This window comes from Microbulbifer sp. HZ11, from assembly GCF_000708675.1.
Lineage (GTDB): Bacteria > Pseudomonadota > Gammaproteobacteria > Pseudomonadales > Cellvibrionaceae > Microbulbifer.
On the sequence record NZ_JELR01000002.1, the window covers coordinates 1,764,971 to 1,781,440 of the forward strand.

The 16,470-nt window shown below is 59.5% G+C and carries 14 protein-coding genes; 5 read left to right on the forward strand and 9 right to left on the reverse strand.

Annotated elements, in window-relative coordinates; translation table 11 throughout:
- Positions 1-3: 3 nt before the first annotated feature.
- From AU11_RS15100 to epmB, 4 genes are all read right to left on the reverse strand, one after another.
- Complete coding sequence (locus AU11_RS15100) at positions 4-1,998, reverse strand: M1 family metallopeptidase (RefSeq protein ID WP_043320091.1); 1,995 nt, start codon at positions 1,996-1,998, stop codon at positions 4-6.
- 204 nt (positions 1,999-2,202) lie between these two features.
- A complete protein-coding gene (locus AU11_RS15105) occupies positions 2,203-4,284 on the reverse strand; it encodes an EAL domain-containing protein (protein WP_043320093.1) in 2,082 nt (693 codons plus the stop codon).
- A gap of 261 nt (positions 4,285-4,545) precedes the next feature.
- A complete protein-coding gene (locus tag AU11_RS15110; protein WP_156035348.1) occupies positions 4,546-6,393 on the reverse strand; it encodes a hypothetical protein in 1,848 nt (615 codons plus the stop codon).
- A gap of 224 nt (positions 6,394-6,617) precedes the next feature.
- Positions 6,618-7,667 (reverse strand): EF-P beta-lysylation protein EpmB, encoded by a 1,050-nt coding sequence (gene epmB, locus AU11_RS15115; protein WP_043320095.1) that lies wholly within the window; start codon positions 7,665-7,667, stop codon positions 6,618-6,620.
- Between the two features lie 107 nt (positions 7,668-7,774).
- On the opposite strand from epmB, the gene efp reads away from it, so the two are divergent.
- Positions 7,775-8,347 carry an elongation factor P gene (gene efp / locus AU11_RS15120; RefSeq protein ID WP_043320096.1) on the forward strand — a complete coding sequence of 191 codons (573 nt, stop codon included), beginning with the start codon at positions 7,775-7,777 and terminating at the stop codon, positions 8,345-8,347.
- A 240-nt stretch (positions 8,348-8,587) separates the two neighbouring features.
- Entirely contained in the window at positions 8,588-9,544 is a 957-nt protein-coding gene (epmA, locus tag AU11_RS15125; RefSeq protein ID WP_043320097.1) for an EF-P lysine aminoacylase EpmA, read from the forward strand.
- A 27-nt stretch (positions 9,545-9,571) separates the two neighbouring features.
- Here epmA and AU11_RS15130 read toward each other — a convergent pair whose 3' ends face one another.
- From AU11_RS15130 to AU11_RS15140, 3 genes are all read right to left on the reverse strand, one after another.
- A complete protein-coding gene (locus AU11_RS15130; RefSeq protein WP_043320099.1) occupies positions 9,572-10,435 on the reverse strand; it encodes a GNAT family N-acetyltransferase in 864 nt (287 codons plus the stop codon).
- Positions 10,436-10,508: 73 nt separating this feature from the next.
- On the reverse strand, positions 10,509-11,345 hold the full coding sequence (cysE, locus tag AU11_RS15135) for a serine O-acetyltransferase (RefSeq protein WP_231491962.1): 837 nt from the start codon (positions 11,343-11,345) through the stop codon (positions 10,509-10,511).
- Complete coding sequence (locus tag AU11_RS15140; RefSeq protein WP_043320100.1) at positions 11,346-12,365, reverse strand: serine/threonine protein kinase; 1,020 nt, start codon at positions 12,363-12,365, stop codon at positions 11,346-11,348. It abuts the gene before it with no gap.
- Between the two features lie 96 nt (positions 12,366-12,461).
- Between AU11_RS15140 and AU11_RS15145 the strand changes: the two genes are divergently transcribed.
- Positions 12,462-12,788, forward strand: coding sequence for an antibiotic biosynthesis monooxygenase (locus tag AU11_RS15145; protein ID WP_043320101.1), 327 nt, complete (start codon positions 12,462-12,464; stop codon positions 12,786-12,788).
- Here AU11_RS15145 and AU11_RS15150 read toward each other — a convergent pair.
- A complete protein-coding gene (locus AU11_RS15150; protein ID WP_043320102.1) occupies positions 12,785-12,970 on the reverse strand; it encodes a hypothetical protein in 186 nt (61 codons plus the stop codon). The two genes, AU11_RS15145 and AU11_RS15150, sit on opposite strands and share 4 nt — an antisense overlap.
- Before the next feature lie 131 nt (positions 12,971-13,101).
- Here AU11_RS15150 and dauA point away from each other — a divergent pair, with 131 nt between their 5' ends.
- Complete coding sequence (gene dauA / locus AU11_RS15155; RefSeq protein WP_051687297.1) at positions 13,102-14,868, forward strand: C4-dicarboxylic acid transporter DauA; 1,767 nt, start codon at positions 13,102-13,104, stop codon at positions 14,866-14,868.
- Positions 14,837-15,067, forward strand: coding sequence for a hypothetical protein (locus AU11_RS15160; protein ID WP_043320103.1), 231 nt, complete (start codon positions 14,837-14,839; stop codon positions 15,065-15,067). The genes dauA and AU11_RS15160 overlap by 32 nt, the downstream gene beginning before the upstream one ends.
- Positions 15,068-15,110: 43 nt before the next feature.
- Here AU11_RS15160 and AU11_RS15165 read toward each other — a convergent pair whose 3' ends face one another.
- Positions 15,111-16,256, reverse strand: coding sequence for a beta-ketoacyl-ACP synthase III (locus tag AU11_RS15165; protein WP_197023846.1), 1,146 nt, complete (start codon positions 16,254-16,256; stop codon positions 15,111-15,113).
- Between the last annotated feature and the right edge of the window lie 214 nt (positions 16,257-16,470).

A 16,470-nucleotide genomic window follows, 5' to 3' on the forward strand; every position in this document is an offset into this window, starting at 1 on the left:
CGCTCAGTCGCCGTAAATAATCTTGCTGTTCACCTTCACGGTCAGCGGATGGTAACCCGGCTTGGCCTTTTCGAAGATGCGCTTGGCTTCGTCGGTCTTGCCGTTTTCCACCATGTTGCGGTACAGGGGGCGCAGGAACTTGTTGCGGCCGATGCTGACCAGGAAATCCTCCAGGCGCGCGTTGGCCGGTTCGTAGTTATTGCGCACGGCAATCATCAGCCAGCTGAAGGCGATCTCGTTGTTTTTCGATTGGGTCAGGTCAAAGGTGCTGTCCAGTTCTTTCAGCTGATCGTCGCTCAGCTTTTCCGGCATGCCGTCGAGGAAGTATTTCCACTGGTGGAAGGTCCAGCCGTTGGTGTCGATGTCACTGGCCTTCATCTCGCCGTTCAGCCACTTCTCGCGGACCGGGTCCAGCTTGGTGAAGGCGTCAGAGGTGGGCTTTGGAGCCCCTTCGGGAATGCCCGGCTCGAAGATCCACTCCTGGATCCGCGCGCGGTCCAGTTTGTCCGGGTATTGCTTCAGCAGAGTGTTATCCAGATATTCTACGAAGTCCTCGGTGGTGATGCTCTGGAAGGCGAAGTGGTTGAAGTATTCCATCAGGAACTTGTCGAAATTCTCCCGGCCCACTTTCTGCTCCAGTTCGTACAGGAACAGGGAGCCTTTTTCATAGGGGATATTGGAGAAAACTTCGTCCGGGTCGCGGCCGCGCAGATCAATGGCCATGATCTCGTCCTGGTCCGGGCGATCGGCAAGGTCGGCCTTCAGATCGTCGTAGCCCAGGGCCATTTCCATCTGGTAGCGCTCGTCACCGTACACAAACTGCATGATGCGGTTGGTGAGGTAGGTGGTGAAGCCTTCGTTCAGCCACAGGTCGCGCCAGCTGGCGTTGGTGATCAGGTTGCCGGACCAGGAGTGGGCCAGCTCGTGGGCGATCAGCGCCACCAGGCTCTTGTCACCGGCGATCACGGTCGGGGTGATAAAAGACAAGCGCGGATTTTCCATGCCACCGAACGGAAAGCTCGGGGGCAGGATCAGCAGGTCGTAGCGGTCCCAGCGGTAGGGGCCGAAGTTCTCCTCGGTGACTTCGAGCATGTCCTCGGTGTCTTCGAACTCTTTTGCCGCGGCTTCCAGCAGCTCCGGCTCGGCGTAAACACCGGTGCGCTCGCCCATGGCCTTGAAGTCCAGGTTGCCGATGCCGATGGCGATCAGGTAAGACGGAATCGCCTGGGGCATTTCAAACTCGAACACGCCATCGAGTTCCGCTTCCGGGTCGTTGTTGGCACTCATCACCGCGCGCAGTTCTTTAGGTGTGCGGATGGTGGCCTTGTAGGTCATGCGCACCTGGGGGGTGTCCTGCAGGGGGATAAAACTACGCGCGTGAATGGCCTGGGCCTGGGTAAACAGGAAGGGGTGCTGCTTGCCCGCGGTCTGCTGCGGCTCCAGCCACTGCACGCCGGATGCGCCAGGAGAGGTCTGGTATTGAATGGAGACCTTGTTGGCGCCCTTGGGCAGGTTGATTTTCAGCGGGGTACCAAGGTTCGGGTCGGTTTTTCCCATGCTGAACTTCACGTCCTGCAGGCTGTTGCCCACACCGGCGCGCACGGCGGTGACGTCGATATCGCGGGTGTCGAGAATCAGCGCGGGGTTTTTCTGGGTCAGGCGCTGGATATCGAGGATGGCTTCACCCTTGAGTACTTTACTGTCGAAATCGGCGGTGAGATCCAGATCCAGGTGCTTTACGCGATAGTCGTCGGTATTGGCGAAGGAGTGATAATCCACACCGGATTCCGGTGCGCCTTTATCCGCTCTGGTTTGGGGCTTGTTCGAGGTTTCTGATGTGGCATCGGTGGTCTGACTGGTCGCCGGGGGCTCTTCGATCTGTTTCTGTTTCGCAGGGTCTTCGGATTGGCCGCAGGCGCTCAGTGTGGCAAGGCTGCAGGCAAGCAGTCCGGCGCCGATCAGACGGCCGAAGCTGGCAGAAAACAATTGGGGCAGCATGGTGGGCTCCGTGATTGTTGTACTTGTGAATTTCGAACTGGGTAAATTCGTCGCGGCAAAGAATACCCAATTGGGGGCGCGACGGGGAAATATTGGGTGTGGTCTTTAAGGTAGACCGAAATTGGGGATACGGGGTGTCTGAACCCGGCGTTGTGGCGGGGCAGATGGCTGCCCCTTGCCGGTGTGTGCAATCAGCCAGGGGAATCAGTCCAGGCTGAAATCAAAATTCATTTCTTCCCCTGGTGGTTGCACATAGTAACCCTGGATATAGTCGGTACCGGACTGCCACAGGGTGGGCAGCATGCTGGCCTGCTCCACGTGGGGGACGATGACCTGGGTATCGATTTCTTTCAGCTGGCTGACGAGTTTGACCAGCGCCTCACTGTCTTCCCCTTCGTCCTGGACTTCGCGCACGAAGGAGGCGTCGATCTTGGCGATGTCCACCTTGACGTGTTCCAGCGCCTTGAACGGGCTGAGGCCGGTACCGAAGTGGCACACGGAAACGCGGCAGCCGAGATCCTGTACCTGCTTGGCGAAATCGCGGGCGGCGTGCAGATTGCTGTTGATATCTTCCGCACGCAGCTGGAAGGTGACGGTTTTGGGGGCAACCTTGGCGGCCTTGAAAGCAACGCCGAGCCATGCCGGCAGGCTGTTATCCTTCAGCGATGCGGCGGTTAGGTGTAACAGTACTGAAACCGGTTCACCCTTGGCATTTTGCGCGGCGGCAGCCTTGACGGCGTTGAGGATGACCCAGCGATCCATTTTGGTGGAAAGGCCGGCATCGCCGAGTGCTTCGAGGAAGGCGATAGGCGCGAGTTCCTCTTTGCCGTCGACCATGCGCACCAGTACTTCGTAGAGTTTTTCACCGCTGCCCTGCAGGCTGAGGATCGGCTGGTACAGCAGTTTGAAATTGCCGGCCTCCAGCGCCTGGGTGACACGGGCGCGGTGGTAAGTGTCGGCGTCGCCCTGCTGTTCGCTGTCGGGTTCGTACAGGGCGAAGTGGCCCTCTCCCTTGGCGGTGGCCTGGTCGTGGGCCTTGGATGCCTGCTCCAGCACCTTGTCGGCATTGCCGGAGGTTTCACTCATCAGGGAGATGCCGATGGATGCCGTGATGTGCAGGGTTTTGCCGGCGGCTTCAAAAATGGTGTCGGCAACTTTCTGTAGCAGTTCTCTGGAGCGGGATTCGGCGCTGTCCGGGGTGGTTTCCGGCATCAGCAGACAGTAACTCTCCTCGCCGTAGCGGGCGATGATGTCACCGCGGCGGGCACTGCTTTGTAGCAGTTCGCCGAACTTCTTGTGCAGTTGATCCGCGCCTGCAACTCCCACCACCTGTTGTACGGATTCCTCGAAGCGGTCGATTTCGATATACATCAGGCCGCCGGTGCGCTGGGAGCCGGCAGCGGCGGTAATCGCGTTGTCCAGCAGCTGGACGAAGCGCTGGCGGTTGTACAGGCCGGTGGCGGCGTCGCGATTCTTGGCTTCGCTGAGCTGTGCTTCGAGCTCTTCGGTGTTGCCGCTACTGGCGGCGATGCGCACCTGCAGGCAGCGCTCATCGTCGTAAATGGTGGACAGTACTTCCGCCTTGGTGGACAGCGGCGTGCCGTTGGCGGTCTTGGCGGTGAACTGCCACTCCTGGGCCTCCACCTCGTTGTTGCTGATGGCACAGTTGCGCAGGAAATCCCGCGCATCCGGCTGTTCGCCTTCGGTGAGCATGTCGATCAGTGGCTGGTATTCGACATCGTCGCGATCGGTATAGCCGAAGCGCTCGGCAAAGGAATCGTTGGCGTAAACGATCAGGCCGTCGGAAATGTAGGCGATGGCATCTTTGGAGCTGTCCAGCAGCTCCTTGGCGCGGTTCAGGGTGGCGTGGTAACGGCGGTCGTGCTGGCGTGCCTGGCGACGTTCTTCCAGAGCGGTAAGCTCGCGCTGGATCACCAGCAGCAGGTGCTGGTCCTCGTCAATGGTCACTACATCGCGGGCGCCGGCCTTGAGGCCCTCCACCACTGGCTGCGAGCCTTCGCGTTCGGTCAGCAATATTGCCGGAACATCTTTCTGCAGCTTGTTGATGGTGCGGATGGCGGTGGCGGCTTCCAGCTGCTTGCCCTGTTCGGCGGCGATCAGTAGGTCCCAGGTGTGTTCTTGTAACAGCTTGGTGAGCGCGGCTTCGCTGGCGACGTGCTGGGCGCGGTTCGGGCGACCGGCGTTCTGCAGCATGCTCACCAGTCGCTGGGCCTCGGCCGGGACATCGTGGATAAGTAGTAGGCGGATGGTGTTGTCGCTGCTCATTGTGTTCCTGTTGTACTGCGTCGCGGCGGTGCGTTATCCAATTTTGTGACCGCTTCCATGCAGCTGCCCATTGTGTGCGGGAAAGAGTGCGGGGTGGTCCAGTGCCGCGAACCCGCTAGTGTAGAACGCGCTATTTGGGGTGAACAAGTGCGCCGTGGCCACTATGGGATATGGTTCCAAATTTCAGCGATAAAGCGCTGATTTCTGTAAAAGTGTTGGGGAAAATTCATCATTTTGACCTACCGGCCTGGTACGCGGGTGTTAAGAAAACTCAAAAATGGCGAAGCTTCCAGTGCGCAGTGTCTGCTGGCTGAGCGTCACGGTTCGGGACTGGCCAGCGGTGACAATGTCGACGGTGTCTCCCTCCTGGAACAGGGGGGTGGGTAGCAGCAATTCCGGTGGATTGCCGGCGTCACCGGTCAAAAGCCCCGCCATGGGGTCAGTGCGACGACCGTCTCTGGTGTAGCGGTGAACCCGCACGGCACTGGTGTGTCCTCCGAGTAATTCCACCCCCGCGCGGCACTGGTCCGGCAGGCCAAACTGCCAGCGCACCATGCCCACCTCCCAGCGCTCTTTGACTCGCACTGCGATCAGGTTGCCACTGTGCAGGCGGCCTTGGGTGCTTGGAGGCAGGCGCAGGCCGGCACCCGTGTCGCTGGTGTTCAGCAGTGTTGCGTGAATCGGGGCATAGCGTTGCTGTGGCCTGACCGGCCCGGGGTTGCGGGAGACCGAAGGCGCACTGGGCAGTGCGCTGCCGTTGCCATAGGGAAATGGGTCGGACACGGACACTTCGTAGTCCTTGCGTGGCCGACCGGTGCGAAAATCAATGGAGTCCACCTCCATCACCAGGCTGTTGCCGGGAGCGGGGTTGGTTGATGTGGATGGTTCTTCGCTCGCCTCGGCACCCTGTTTCAGGTGATGGCATATGGCGCTGAGGCCGAGTATGACCTGGCAGCGGATATCCGCCGGGGTGCGCAAACCTGCGCGGCTCTTGTCTCCGGCCCAAAGACCGTGCACCTGGGCGAGCATGTTGGTGGAGATTCTGCCGGGGCGGCGCATGCGGCGCTGGAGCTGCCGCAGGGGGCCCGCTAAACCAATAGGCCAACCCAGCGGCATGGAAAAGTGCTTCAGGTCTAACCGGCTGCGTGTCAGGCGCACCGCGGGAATGGGTGGCTGGTCCAGCTTGATGTTGCACAGCAGGGCGTGGGCGTTTTTATCCGCTGTGTTTTGTAGTTGTGCGGTGCGCGCCCAGAAGTCGCAACACCGCCACAGCTGCTGTTGTTCTTCGATGGCCAATTGCAGTGGGTTGGCGCTGGCAAACAGGGACACCTGCAGATACGGATGGCTGACTTTTTCCCAGTGATGCAAGCGGCGCGATGCTATGTCAGGCCCCGGTTCGAATCCACTGCCGGCCAGCGGGTCCGGTGCGCGCCGCTGTTGCAGGTCGTGTTGTCGCGCCAGATGTACCAGCCGCTGCATACCGGCCCAGGAGCTTTTGGGGGGCGCCAGGTAGAAATAATTGCTGATCTGGATCAGGCGGCGGTAGCTGTCGATCCCGCGGTGCAGGGTGCGGACCAGGCGGCGCCGAAAAAACAGGGAGTGCGGCTCGGCGGTGAGTTGGCCAGCGGCGCTGGTGTAGGCTTGGGCCAGGTGCTGATAGAGGATGACCGCGGTAAGTAGGTCCCGCCGCTGCTCGAGGGTTTGAGCGCTGACTTTACTCTCACCGGTGGCCAGCTGTGTCAGCGCCAGGTTGTGGCAATGCGCGACAACGACCGGGCGCAAAACTTCCAGACTGCCGAGGCGCAGGCGAATCGGCGCGCGCCAACGGGCAATTTCCGCCAGCAGGCTGCGCAGGGTGCCGGCATTGCGCTGGGCCCGCTGATCGGTGGGGTTTTCCTGCAGATAGCCATTTAACCAGCGCTTCAGCTGGCGATGGTTGCGGCAGCCACAGGATAGTCGCTCCAGATCCAGAACCGGCGTGGGGACGAGTGGGGTGTACGGGCCCCTCTCGCGTGGTGTCACGGGACCGGGGGGTGGGCTTGTCGATGGCCCGGCTTCGCTGCCGGGGCGGGCCTGTGGCCCTCGTTTAGTTTCTGCTGCGTCCTGCATGGCACTAACCGGAGTTGCTATGGGCGCAGTATACGAAGCGGCGTAGTTAGTACAAACGCACTAGTTGAAAAGTGCGTCCAAAGTGTCGACTAATTCGCGAAAAAACTTGTGAAAATACGTGAAAAGCACAGGTGATAGCTCTTTCGAGGTGGCTCTACTGGCTACCTCGAAAGGCAATATTTCGTGGCAAACCTGTGAGCCGGGCCTGTGTCCCGGCGATGGTTTTACAGCGGGGTTTTGGATTTTTCTGCGGGTATCTCGCGCACTAATCGCGGTACCAGGTAGCCCGGCAGACGCTGGCGCACGGCTTCCACCAGATTGCGGGCGCGATCATCTCCCACCTCAAAGTGTGCGGCACCCTGCACTCGATCCAGTTGATGCAGGTAGTAGGGCAGCACGCCGCAGGCGAACAGCCTCTCGGACAGCTCCGCGAGGGCGTTCTCACTGTCATTCACACCCTTCAATAGTACCGACTGGTTCAGCAGGGTGACGCCGGCGGTGCGCAGTTTTGCCAGCGCGGCGGCGACCTCTTCATCGATCTCGTTGGCGTGATTGCAGTGCAGCACCAGTACCGGTTTCAGGCGGCCCTTGCTGAACCACTGCAGGAACTCGTCATTGACCCGCGACGGCGCGACGATGGGCAGGCGGGTGTGAATACGCAGCTTGTCCAGCTGCGGTATCTGCGCCAGCTCCGCTGCCAGCCAGCCCAGCTGTTTGTCACTCATCACCAGCGGATCGCCGCCGCTCAGGATGACTTCCCGCAGGTCCTTTTGGTTGCCGATGTAGTCCAGGGCCTGTTGCCACTGGCTGCGGTTCAGGTGGTTGTCACTGTAGGGGAAGGCGCGGCGGAAGCAGTAGCGGCAGTTGACGGCGCACTGGCCGGCGGCAATCAGCAGCAGGCGGCCGCGGTATTTGTGCACCACTCCCGGCACCGGATTGGCGTTGGCCTCTTCCAGCGGGTCGTCATTGAAGCCGGGGCTGGGCTGCAGTTCCGCGCCCGTGGGCAATACTTGCAGCAGCAGCGGGTCTTGCGGATCGCCGGGGCGGATGCGCTTGAGAAAGGGGCGTGGTACCCGCAGCTGGAAGGTGTGTGATGCGGCGATCAGTGCTGGCAGCTGTTGCGGGGCCAATTGCAGGAGGTCGAGCAGTTCCTGCGGGTTGGTGACCAGGTCGGTCATTTCATCCTGCCAGCGGCGCGCGGGCGCGCTGTCGTCGCGGTCGCTGACGATTTCGACGCGGCTGATTTCACGGGCGGGCTGGCGGTGCTGTATCATAGCGGGCTGTTTTTTGGCGCGGTGGCTGGTTACTGCTCAATTGCCCCTGGTGGGCCGCGCGAAGTTTAATCAATTTGACGGCGTTATGCTGATATTTCGAGGAGCTCATGGGTACATATTCCACTAACGAATTCAAAGGCGGCCTGAAGGTGATGCTGGACGGCGACCCCTGTTCCATTGTGGACAATGAGTTCGTGAAGCCCGGTAAGGGCCAGGCGTTCAACCGTGTGAAGCTGCGCAATCTGAAGACTGGCCGTGTTTGGGAGCGTACTTTCCGTTCCGGTGAGAGCCTGGAGTCTGCGGATGTGATGGACCGGGATATGGAATATCTCTACAACGATGGTGAGTTCTTCCACTTTATGGAGCCGGAGACGTTTGAGCAGCATCAGGCGGATGCGAAGGCGGTTGGCGATGCGGCGAAGTGGTTGAAGGAGCAGGATATCTGCGTGGTCACTCTGTACAACGGTGCGCCGCTGGCGGTGACGCCGCCGAACCATGTGATTCTGGAGATTACCGATACGGATCCGGGTGTGCGTGGTGATACGGCCCAGGGTGGCACCAAGCCGGCGACGCTGGCGACCGGTGCGGTGGTGAAGGTGCCGCTGTTTCTGGAGATCGGGGAGACCATCAAGGTGGATACCCGCACTGGGGAATACCTGGGTCGCGCTAAGGAAGACTGATCTCGTTATTGCGCTACCGTGGTTTCTACTCGGGCACTGCGGTGGCGGCGAGTCACCGGGGATGGGTTTTCAGGACCGAGCTAGGCGCCCCCCTGTTAATACATCCCTGTACGCTGCGGCGGCGACGTCCCTGTCGCCGACGCTCCTGAAAACCCATCCCCGGCGTCCCGCCTTCTCTTCTCGCTCCTCTGCCATTCGACTCAACTAAACTAACTCCGCCCATTTTTTCTGGGATTTTCTATGCCTGAAACTTCTTCATGGCAGCCTACTGCCTCTCTGGAAAACCTCCGCCGTCGCGCCACCCTGCTCGCGGATATCCGCCGTTTTTTTGCCGAGCGTCAGGTGCTGGAAATGGAGGTGCCGATTCTGTCTCGTCGCGCTACCAGCGACCCCCATATCGATTCCATCATTGCCGACTGTAGCGGTGCACCGGCGTTTCTGGCGACGAGCCCGGAGTTTGGTCTGAAGCGACTGTTGGCGGCGGGGATTGGGGATTGTTATTACCTGGGCAAGGCGTTTCGCAATGGGGAGGCCGGGGGGCGGCACAATCCGGAGTTCACGATGTTGGAGTGGTACCGGGTTGGGTGGGATGACCACCGCCTGATGATTGAGGTGGGGGAGTTTCTTTCGTGGGTGCTGAAGATTTCTCATGTGCGCTCGTACAGTTATCGGGCGCTGTTTCTGCAGCATCTGGATGTGGATCCGCACCGGGCGTCGTTTGAAGAGTTGAAGGCGGTGTTGGCGCGAGTGTTGGAGATTTCGTTTGAGCCGGCCGGGCGCGATGAGTGTCTGGATCTTTTGATGAGTCACCATATTGAACCGGCCATGGGAGAGGGTATTACGCTGGTGTACGACTTCCCGGCGAGCCAGGCGGCGCTGGCGCGGGTTGAGGACGATGAGCTGGGGGTGCCGGTGGCGCGGCGGTTCGAGGCCTATGTAGGGGGCTTGGAGCTGGCAAATGGGTACTGGGAGCTGACGGATGCGCCGGAGCAGTTGCGGCGGTTTGAGGCGGATCAGCGGTATCGGGAAGATAACGACAAGTCGGTGAATCCATTTGAGGAACGGTTGGTGCAGGCGTTGGAGGCGGGGATGCCGAATTGTGCAGGGGTGGCACTGGGGGTGGACCGGTTGCTGATGCTGGCCTGCGGGGCAGCGCGGATTGACGAGGTGATTGCGTTCCCCATTGCGCGGGCCTGAGCCCGCGCAATGGTTATTCCCGGCGGTTTATGCGGATTTCCGGTTTTCACCCAGCGCGTCGGACGAGTGATGATTTGTGGGCGTGTGCGCGCTGCCTCGCTCGGGGGTGAATTCGTAGCAGGTGACTTCACCGACGGCGTAGAAGCCGGCATTTAGCCACAGGTCCTGCTGTTGCTCTCCCACCAATGCCACCGCGTGCTTGTGGTGGCTATGAGTCACTTCTTTCACCAGTTGCTGGAACATGGCTGTGCCCAGTCCGCGGCCGCGGTAATCGGGCAGTGTGCACAGGTCATAAAAGCCGAGGGCGTCTGCGGAGGAGAACAGGCAGCCGGTGGCGACCGGTTTGCCATCGACCAGGCCCAGATGCAGTTTCAGGCGGCTGTGCTTGTGCTCCGGCAGTTCTGCCAGCTGGTGGTAGAACTTTTTGATCTGTGCGGTTTCCCGCGGACAGTCCTGCATTTCCGCAATGAGATCGCCGTAGACGATGATGTCCTCGGCGGTATTCACCGATTTGATTTCCAGGCCTTTGTGGGGCGCCTCGTCGCTGGCCAACTGTTTTACCTCTGCAGCCATGGCGATCTGCGGAGGCTGCCGCTTGAGGTTCAGGGCCTCCATCTCCGATTCATCCAGGGATTTGCTGGCGCAATGCCACAGGGAAAAGGGCGCGTGGCGCTCGGCGAAGTAGTCCACCACGAAGCGCTGCAGGATACGCGGCTGCATCACCGCGTTGCTCACCACCTGGTTGAAGCGGGTGGACAGCAGGCCGCTGTCGGTACGCAGCAGGCCGGTGATTTCCTTGCTCTGCTTGGGGTTTAAAAGGTCGGCGCAGTACCCGGCTTTGTTTTCCAGGTTGCGGCAGACGAGGTTTTTAGCGCTAAGACTGTATTTCATGGTTACAGAATAGTCCTGTGGTTCGCACCCTGCCGGTGGTCCGATCTATTGTTCGCAACCTGTGACAGCATAATCAGCGCAATTGATCCACCTTGGAGATGGCGCACTGGTCCATGGAGATGGCGGGCTGTTCACAGCTGGCTGTACCGATGACTTTGGCGGGCACACCGGCCACCAGGGATTTTTCCGGTACCGGCTTCAGTACCACGCTGCCAGAGGCAATCTGCGAGCAGCGGCCGATCTCGATATTGCCAAGGATTTTGCTTCCGGCGCCGATCAGCACGCCACAGCGCACCTTTGGGTGACGGTCGCCGGATTCCTTGCCGGTGCCGCCAAGGGTGACCGACTGCATGATCGAGACGTTGTCTTCCACCACTGCGGTTTCACCAATCACGATTCCGGTGGCGTGATCCAGCAGAATGCCCTGCCCCAGTTGCGCGGCCGGGTGGATATCCACCCCGAACACCACCGAGATACGGTGCTGCACAAACAGCGACAGCGAGCGGCGGTTCTGTTGCCACAGCCAGTGGGCCACGCGCCAGGCCTGCAGGGCGTGGTAGCCCTTGAAGAACAGGAAGGGCTCGTAGAGCGAGTGGCAGGCGCTGTCGCGCTGCTCGATGGCGGCGAGATCCGCGCGCGCGGCAGCGCCGATGATGGCATCGGACTCCAGCGCCTCGTCGATCACTTCGCGAATCAACAGTGCCGGCGCCACCGGGCTGTCGAGTTTGTTGGCCAGGTGAAAGCTGAGTGCCGCTTCCAGGGTGTTGTGATTGAGAATGGTGGCGTGCAGAAAGCTTGCCAGAATCGGCTCGCGCTCTACCTGTACCGACACATCCCGGCGGATGCCTTCCCAGATCAGGTCCTGGGTCACTTCGGCTTTGGCTGTTTCCATCAGGGTTTGCTCCTTCATTCAGACGGCACCGAGGGTCAGCGGCGGCTCCTGCAGGGCGGACAATTGCTCCCGCAGCGCCAGAATATGTTCCGCCCAGTAGCGCGGCGTATTGAACCAGGGGAAGGCCATGGGGAAGGCCGGGTCCTCCCAGCGCCGTGCCAGCCAGGCCGCGTGGTGCATCTGGCGCAGACAGCGCAGGGGTTCAATCAATTGCAGCTGGGCCGGATCGAAAGGGTAGAAGGTTTCATAGCCTTCCACCACGGTGTCGAGGTAAGCGGTGGCCTCGGCGCGGTCACCGGAAATCAGCATCCAGATATCCTGGATCGCCGGGCCCTGCAGGCAGTCGTCCAGGTCCACAAACCAGGGAGTTTCGTCGCGCCATAAAAAGTTGCCGCTGTGGCAGTCGCCATGAAGCCGGATGGTCGGCCAGTCCTGCTCCAGGATTGGCGTTATCTGCTCGATGATATGCGCGGTGGTGGTGGCATAGGCTTCCACGTTTTCTCGCGGCAGGAAATCGCCACCCAGAATAAACTCGCGGCTGTCGATGGCAAAGCGTTGCAGGCTCAGGGAGGTACGGTGCTCAAAGGGCCGCGCCGCACCCATGGCGTGAATGCGCCCGAGCATGGTGCCCACCTGTTCCAGGTGCTCGAAATTATCCAGCTCGATCTGGTGCCCGCCGCGGCGGGGAAACAGGGCAAAACGGAAGCCGTGGGCCTCGTGCAGAGTCTCGCCATTAAACGCCAGTGGTGCCACCACCGGGATTTCCGCGTCCGCCAGCTCCAGCGCAAACTGGTGCTCCTCGTTGATCTGCGCATCGCTCCAGCGCCCCGGGCGGTAAAATTTCGCGATCAGTGGCTGCGCCTCGTCGATACCCACCTGGTAGACGCGGTTCTCGTAACTGTTGAGCGGGAAAATACGCGCATCCGAGAGCAGCCCCAGGCTCTCCACACAGTCGATCACCCGGTCCGGGGTGAGTGCGTCATAGGGATGAGAGGAAGGGTGAGAAGCGGATTGAGAGGATGTTGACGATTCGGTCATGGCGGTGCTCCAGTGAGCCTCGCAAAGCTCGGATTGGCAGGGGGCGCTATGCTAACGCGGTTGCCAGTGGCGGGCCAAATCAAAAAGGAGTGAGCAGTGAAGTACATTTTTGAAGTCAAAATGAAGCCGGGCCACAGTGCCGAGGAGTATGCGGATGCCTGGGTGCGCGCCTCCGAACTGATTCAGCAGGCTCCCGGTGCCATGGGTACCGAACTGCACCGCAAAATCGGCGAGCCGGACAAACTGATTGCTATCGCCCGCTGGCAATCCAAAGCGCACCGCGACGCCATGGAAAACAATCACAGCCCCGAAATCGAAAGGATCATCAAGAGTGCCGCGCCCTTTGTGGAGATTCGCAGTCTGGGAGGATACGAGGAGCCCGAATGGGTAGTCATGCCTCTGGTTGAATCTCGCCGCGGCTAGTCGTCGCGATCCCCGAAAACCTGCTTTTTCCAGTCTTCCCCCATCTGCTCCTCGATGTACTCGCGAATAAACTGCCGCACCTTCTGCGAAGGGGTGACATCCTCCGCGGCACACAGCTTTTCAAAGAGGGCTTTCTTTTTGGGGTCGATCAAAAGAGTCAATCGTGCAGTGCGGTTTTCCATGTGAATCGTGCTCGGCAGTGCTGGCGGTAGTCTGAGTACATTATATGTTAATCAAATTAACATTGAAGATGTATTAAATGAGAGGATAATTATTATCCAATATTCGCTCAAATTTTCTGTGGAGTGTTTCCATGGCGCATCGAAGACATCTCTTTTCTTTGCAGTTCGGGTATGCGCTGCGTGAAACTTTGCGCGAATCTCCCTACGGGCGCCGACAGCTCGCTCGCGACATCGGTGCCGGTATTACCGTGGGCATCATTGCTATCCCCCTGGCCATGGCCTTGGCAATCGCCTGTGGTGTAGCGCCACAGTACGGGCTGTACAGTGCATTCGTTGCCGGCTTTTTGATTCCACTGGCAGGTGGTTCACGTTTCAGTGTGTCGGGACCTACTGCTGCATTTGTGGTCATTCTCGTGCCGGTGGTTCAACAGTACGGGCTCGCCGGCTTACTGGTGGCCAGCGTGATGGCTGGTGTCATGCAGATACTTATGGCCGGGATGCGGCTGGGGCGCTACATCCAGTACATTCCCGAATCCGTCACCCTGGGCTTTACCGCAGGGATTGCTGTGGTGATTGCGGTTCTGCAGGTAGAAGATCTTCTTGGCTTGACGATCGCAGATATGCCTCACGAGTTTGCCGCTAAGGTACAAACCCTCGCCCTGGCAGCCCCTGGTCTGTCGTTACCAAGCGTGTGGGTCAGCGCGGCTACTCTGGTGGTAATGGTGATCTGGCCGCGCCTGGGTATCGCAGTACCCGCACACCTGCCGGCAGTAATGGTCGGCACATTGCTGGCGGTTGCCCTCAGCAGTTGGGGAATGCCTGTAGAGACGGTGAGCTCCACCTTTGATTTCACACTGCCCGACGGCACAGTGGGGGTGGGAATTCCACCACTATTGCCGGATTTTCAATTTCCTTGGCAGCGTGCCCAGGCGGGGGAGGCACCGCTTACGTTTAGTTGGGCGCTGGTGCAGGATCTGCTTTCCGCAGCCTTTGCCATTGCCATGCTGGGAGCGATCGAGTCCCTACTCTGTGCTGTGGTACTTGATGGAATGACCGGCAAAAAACACAGTGCTAACAGTGAGCTGATGGGGCAGGGTATCGGCAATGTGGTGACACCTTTTTTCGGTGGTATTACCGCAACTGCAGCGATTGCACGCTCTGCGGCCAACGTTCGGGCCGGTGCACAGTCGCCTGTCGCAGCGATGACGCATGCACTGGTGGTACTGGTGGCTTTGGTTTCACTGTCTCAGGTGTTGGGCTACCTGCCGATGGCATCTATGGCGGCTCTCCTGATCGTGGTTGCCTGGAATATGAGTGAAACGCCCAAAGCGTTGCACTTGCTGCGCAGCGCCCCAATAAGTGACGTGCTGGTTTTTTCTGTCTGTTTTGCTCTCACGGTATTTGTCGACATGGTGGTCGCTATATCCGCGGGTGTAGTGCTCGCCTCTCTGCTTTTTATGAAAAATATCGCAGAAATGACCCGTGTGAAGGAGCTTGATGAGAACCACAAGCTGGTGGGTCAGAAGCTGCCTCTCGGATGGAAACTGTTCAAAATAAACGGGCCCCTATTTTTTGCCGCAGCCGATCAGGTGTTCTCTGATCTCGCCATCCGCAGCAAAGGGCTCAAAGGGGTTGTGATTTATCTGGATTCGGTCCCAATTCTGGATGCCGGAGGGCTGCTGGCGCTGGAGCGATTTCTGGCAAGCTGCGCGACACAGGGAACCCGTGTTTTTCTCGCGGATTTCCAGTTCCAGCCTTTGAAAACACTGGCGAAGGCAGGCTTTGCACCGGAAATCTATCCGTGCACTTTGTTCCCGACTTTGTCAGCAGCGCTGGAGAAACTGAATGAAGCAACAGGGGTGGTAGATGAAGTTGGGTCAGGCACAAGAAGAGTTTAAAGCCGGTCGGTTAGACGAGGTTCAGATTCGCAAGAACCCCAGCGATATTCGGCAGTGGTTTGTCATGGTGCGGACAACTGATGGAGCGTCCCTGATTCTTGCTGACGAACAGGACGCGCCGATTGTGGACAGAGACTTGACGCGCCTAGTCGGGATCCTAAAGGATATTGGCTGCAAAGAAGCGCGAATCTATCCCTGATGAGCGGATATTGCACCGGGGCCCATGACCCCAGTGCAATTTTTTAAAGGGCCACTTTTTCCAGCGCCAGGCTGCCAATGGAGTAGCCAGCCCCAAACGAGCAGATCACCCCGGTGCTGCCCACCGGCAAATCATCGCTATTCAGGTTGAAGGCGATCACCGAGCCCGCACAACCGGTATTGGCGTATTCATCCAGCACAATCGGCGCACGCTCGGGCGAGGCGTCGTTGCCCATCAGCTTTTTCGCAATCAGCAGGTTCATGTTGATATTTGCCTGGTGCAGCCACCAGCGGCTGATGGCGTTGGGCTCGTAGCCCAGTTCCTGCACCTGATTTTCCAGGTGCGCCGCCGCCATGGGGCAGACTTCCTTGAATACCTTGCGGCCGTTCTGGCGGAACAGTTTACCCTCGCCAAATGCATCCACATCCGCGGCGCGGGAGGTATAGCTGAAGTTGGAGCGGATATTATTCGAGAACACGGTCTTTGCCTTGGTGCCGAGAATTTCCCAGGCGGTTTCCGCGTTACAGGAATCCTTGCGTTCCACCACCGTGGCTACCGCCACATCCCCAAAAATAAAATGGCTGTCGCGATCGGTGTAATCCACCTGGGGCGAGGCCAGCTCCGGGTTGATCACCAGCACCGCTTTGGCGGAACCGGAGCTGATCGCGTCCACTGCGCGCTGCAACGCAAAGGTCGCCGAAGAGCAGGCCACTTCCATATCAAATGCAAAACCGTCGATGCCCAGCTCGGCCTGAATCTCAATGGCAATGGCCGGGTAGGCGCGCTGCAGGTAGGAGGCCCCCACAATCACCGCATCGATGTCTTCCGGTTTCTTGTTGGCTTTCTCCAGCGCCAGCTTCGCCGCTTTCAGGCCCATTTCAGCCTGCAGGCACAGTTCTTCGTCCGCGCGCTCTGGCAGATAGGGGCGCATACGCTGTGGATCGAGAATGCCCTCTTTGCTGATCACATAGCGGCTCTTGATACCGGAAGCCTTCTCGATAAATTCCGCCGAGGAGTAGGGCTTCGCCTGCAGCTCGCCAGACTCGATGGCATCGGCGTTCTCGCGGTTATATTTTTCCGCATAGGTATTGAGTGCCTGCACCAGCTCTTCATTGCTGATGGATTCCGGCGGTGTCCACAGACCGGTACCACTGATCACGATGCCGCGGGGCATTTCGAATGTACTCATGTTTTGATCCCATCATCCTGTGCGTCATACCCGCGAAGCCCTCTACAGTGCCGGGCCGGATCGGGCGAGCTCTATTTATAACGTTAGCAGCCGGTGGATTTTTGCGCAGCCGCTGAAAAGGGCGACTATTGTGGCGCCTAGGGTCACATCGGTCTAGAAACGGGCACGGGAGTACCGGTTGGTCAGGGTGGGGATCTGGCTGAGATGTAGGGGG

Excerpts from the sequence above, each read along its gene's own strand:
- AU11_RS15100 (WP_043320091.1), bottom strand. The coding sequence starts at position 1,998 with ATGCTGCCCCAATTGTTTTCTGCCAGCTTCGGCCGTCTGATCGGCGCC.
- AU11_RS15105 (WP_043320093.1), bottom strand. The coding sequence starts at position 4,284 with ATGAGCAGCGACAACACCATCCGCCTACTACTTATCCACGATGTCCCG.
- AU11_RS15110 (WP_156035348.1), bottom strand. The coding sequence starts at position 6,393 with ATGCAGGACGCAGCAGAAACTAAACGAGGGCCACAGGCCCGCCCCGGC.
- epmB (WP_043320095.1), bottom strand. The coding sequence starts at position 7,667 with ATGATACAGCACCGCCAGCCCGCCCGTGAAATCAGCCGCGTCGAAATC.
- efp (WP_043320096.1), top strand. The coding sequence starts at position 7,775 with ATGGGTACATATTCCACTAACGAATTCAAAGGCGGCCTGAAGGTGATG.
- epmA (WP_043320097.1), top strand. The coding sequence starts at position 8,588 with ATGCCTGAAACTTCTTCATGGCAGCCTACTGCCTCTCTGGAAAACCTC.
- AU11_RS15130 (WP_043320099.1), bottom strand. The coding sequence starts at position 10,435 with ATGAAATACAGTCTTAGCGCTAAAAACCTCGTCTGCCGCAACCTGGAA.
- cysE (WP_231491962.1), bottom strand. The coding sequence starts at position 11,345 with ATGAAGGAGCAAACCCTGATGGAAACAGCCAAAGCCGAAGTGACCCAG.
- AU11_RS15140 (WP_043320100.1), bottom strand. The coding sequence starts at position 12,365 with ATGACCGAATCGTCAACATCCTCTCAATCCGCTTCTCACCCTTCCTCT.
- AU11_RS15150 (WP_043320102.1), bottom strand. The coding sequence starts at position 12,970 with ATGGAAAACCGCACTGCACGATTGACTCTTTTGATCGACCCCAAAAAG.
- dauA (WP_051687297.1), top strand. The coding sequence starts at position 13,102 with ATGGCGCATCGAAGACATCTCTTTTCTTTGCAGTTCGGGTATGCGCTG.
- AU11_RS15160 (WP_043320103.1), top strand. The coding sequence starts at position 14,837 with ATGAAGTTGGGTCAGGCACAAGAAGAGTTTAAAGCCGGTCGGTTAGAC.
- AU11_RS15165 (WP_197023846.1), bottom strand. The coding sequence starts at position 16,256 with ATGAGTACATTCGAAATGCCCCGCGGCATCGTGATCAGTGGTACCGGT.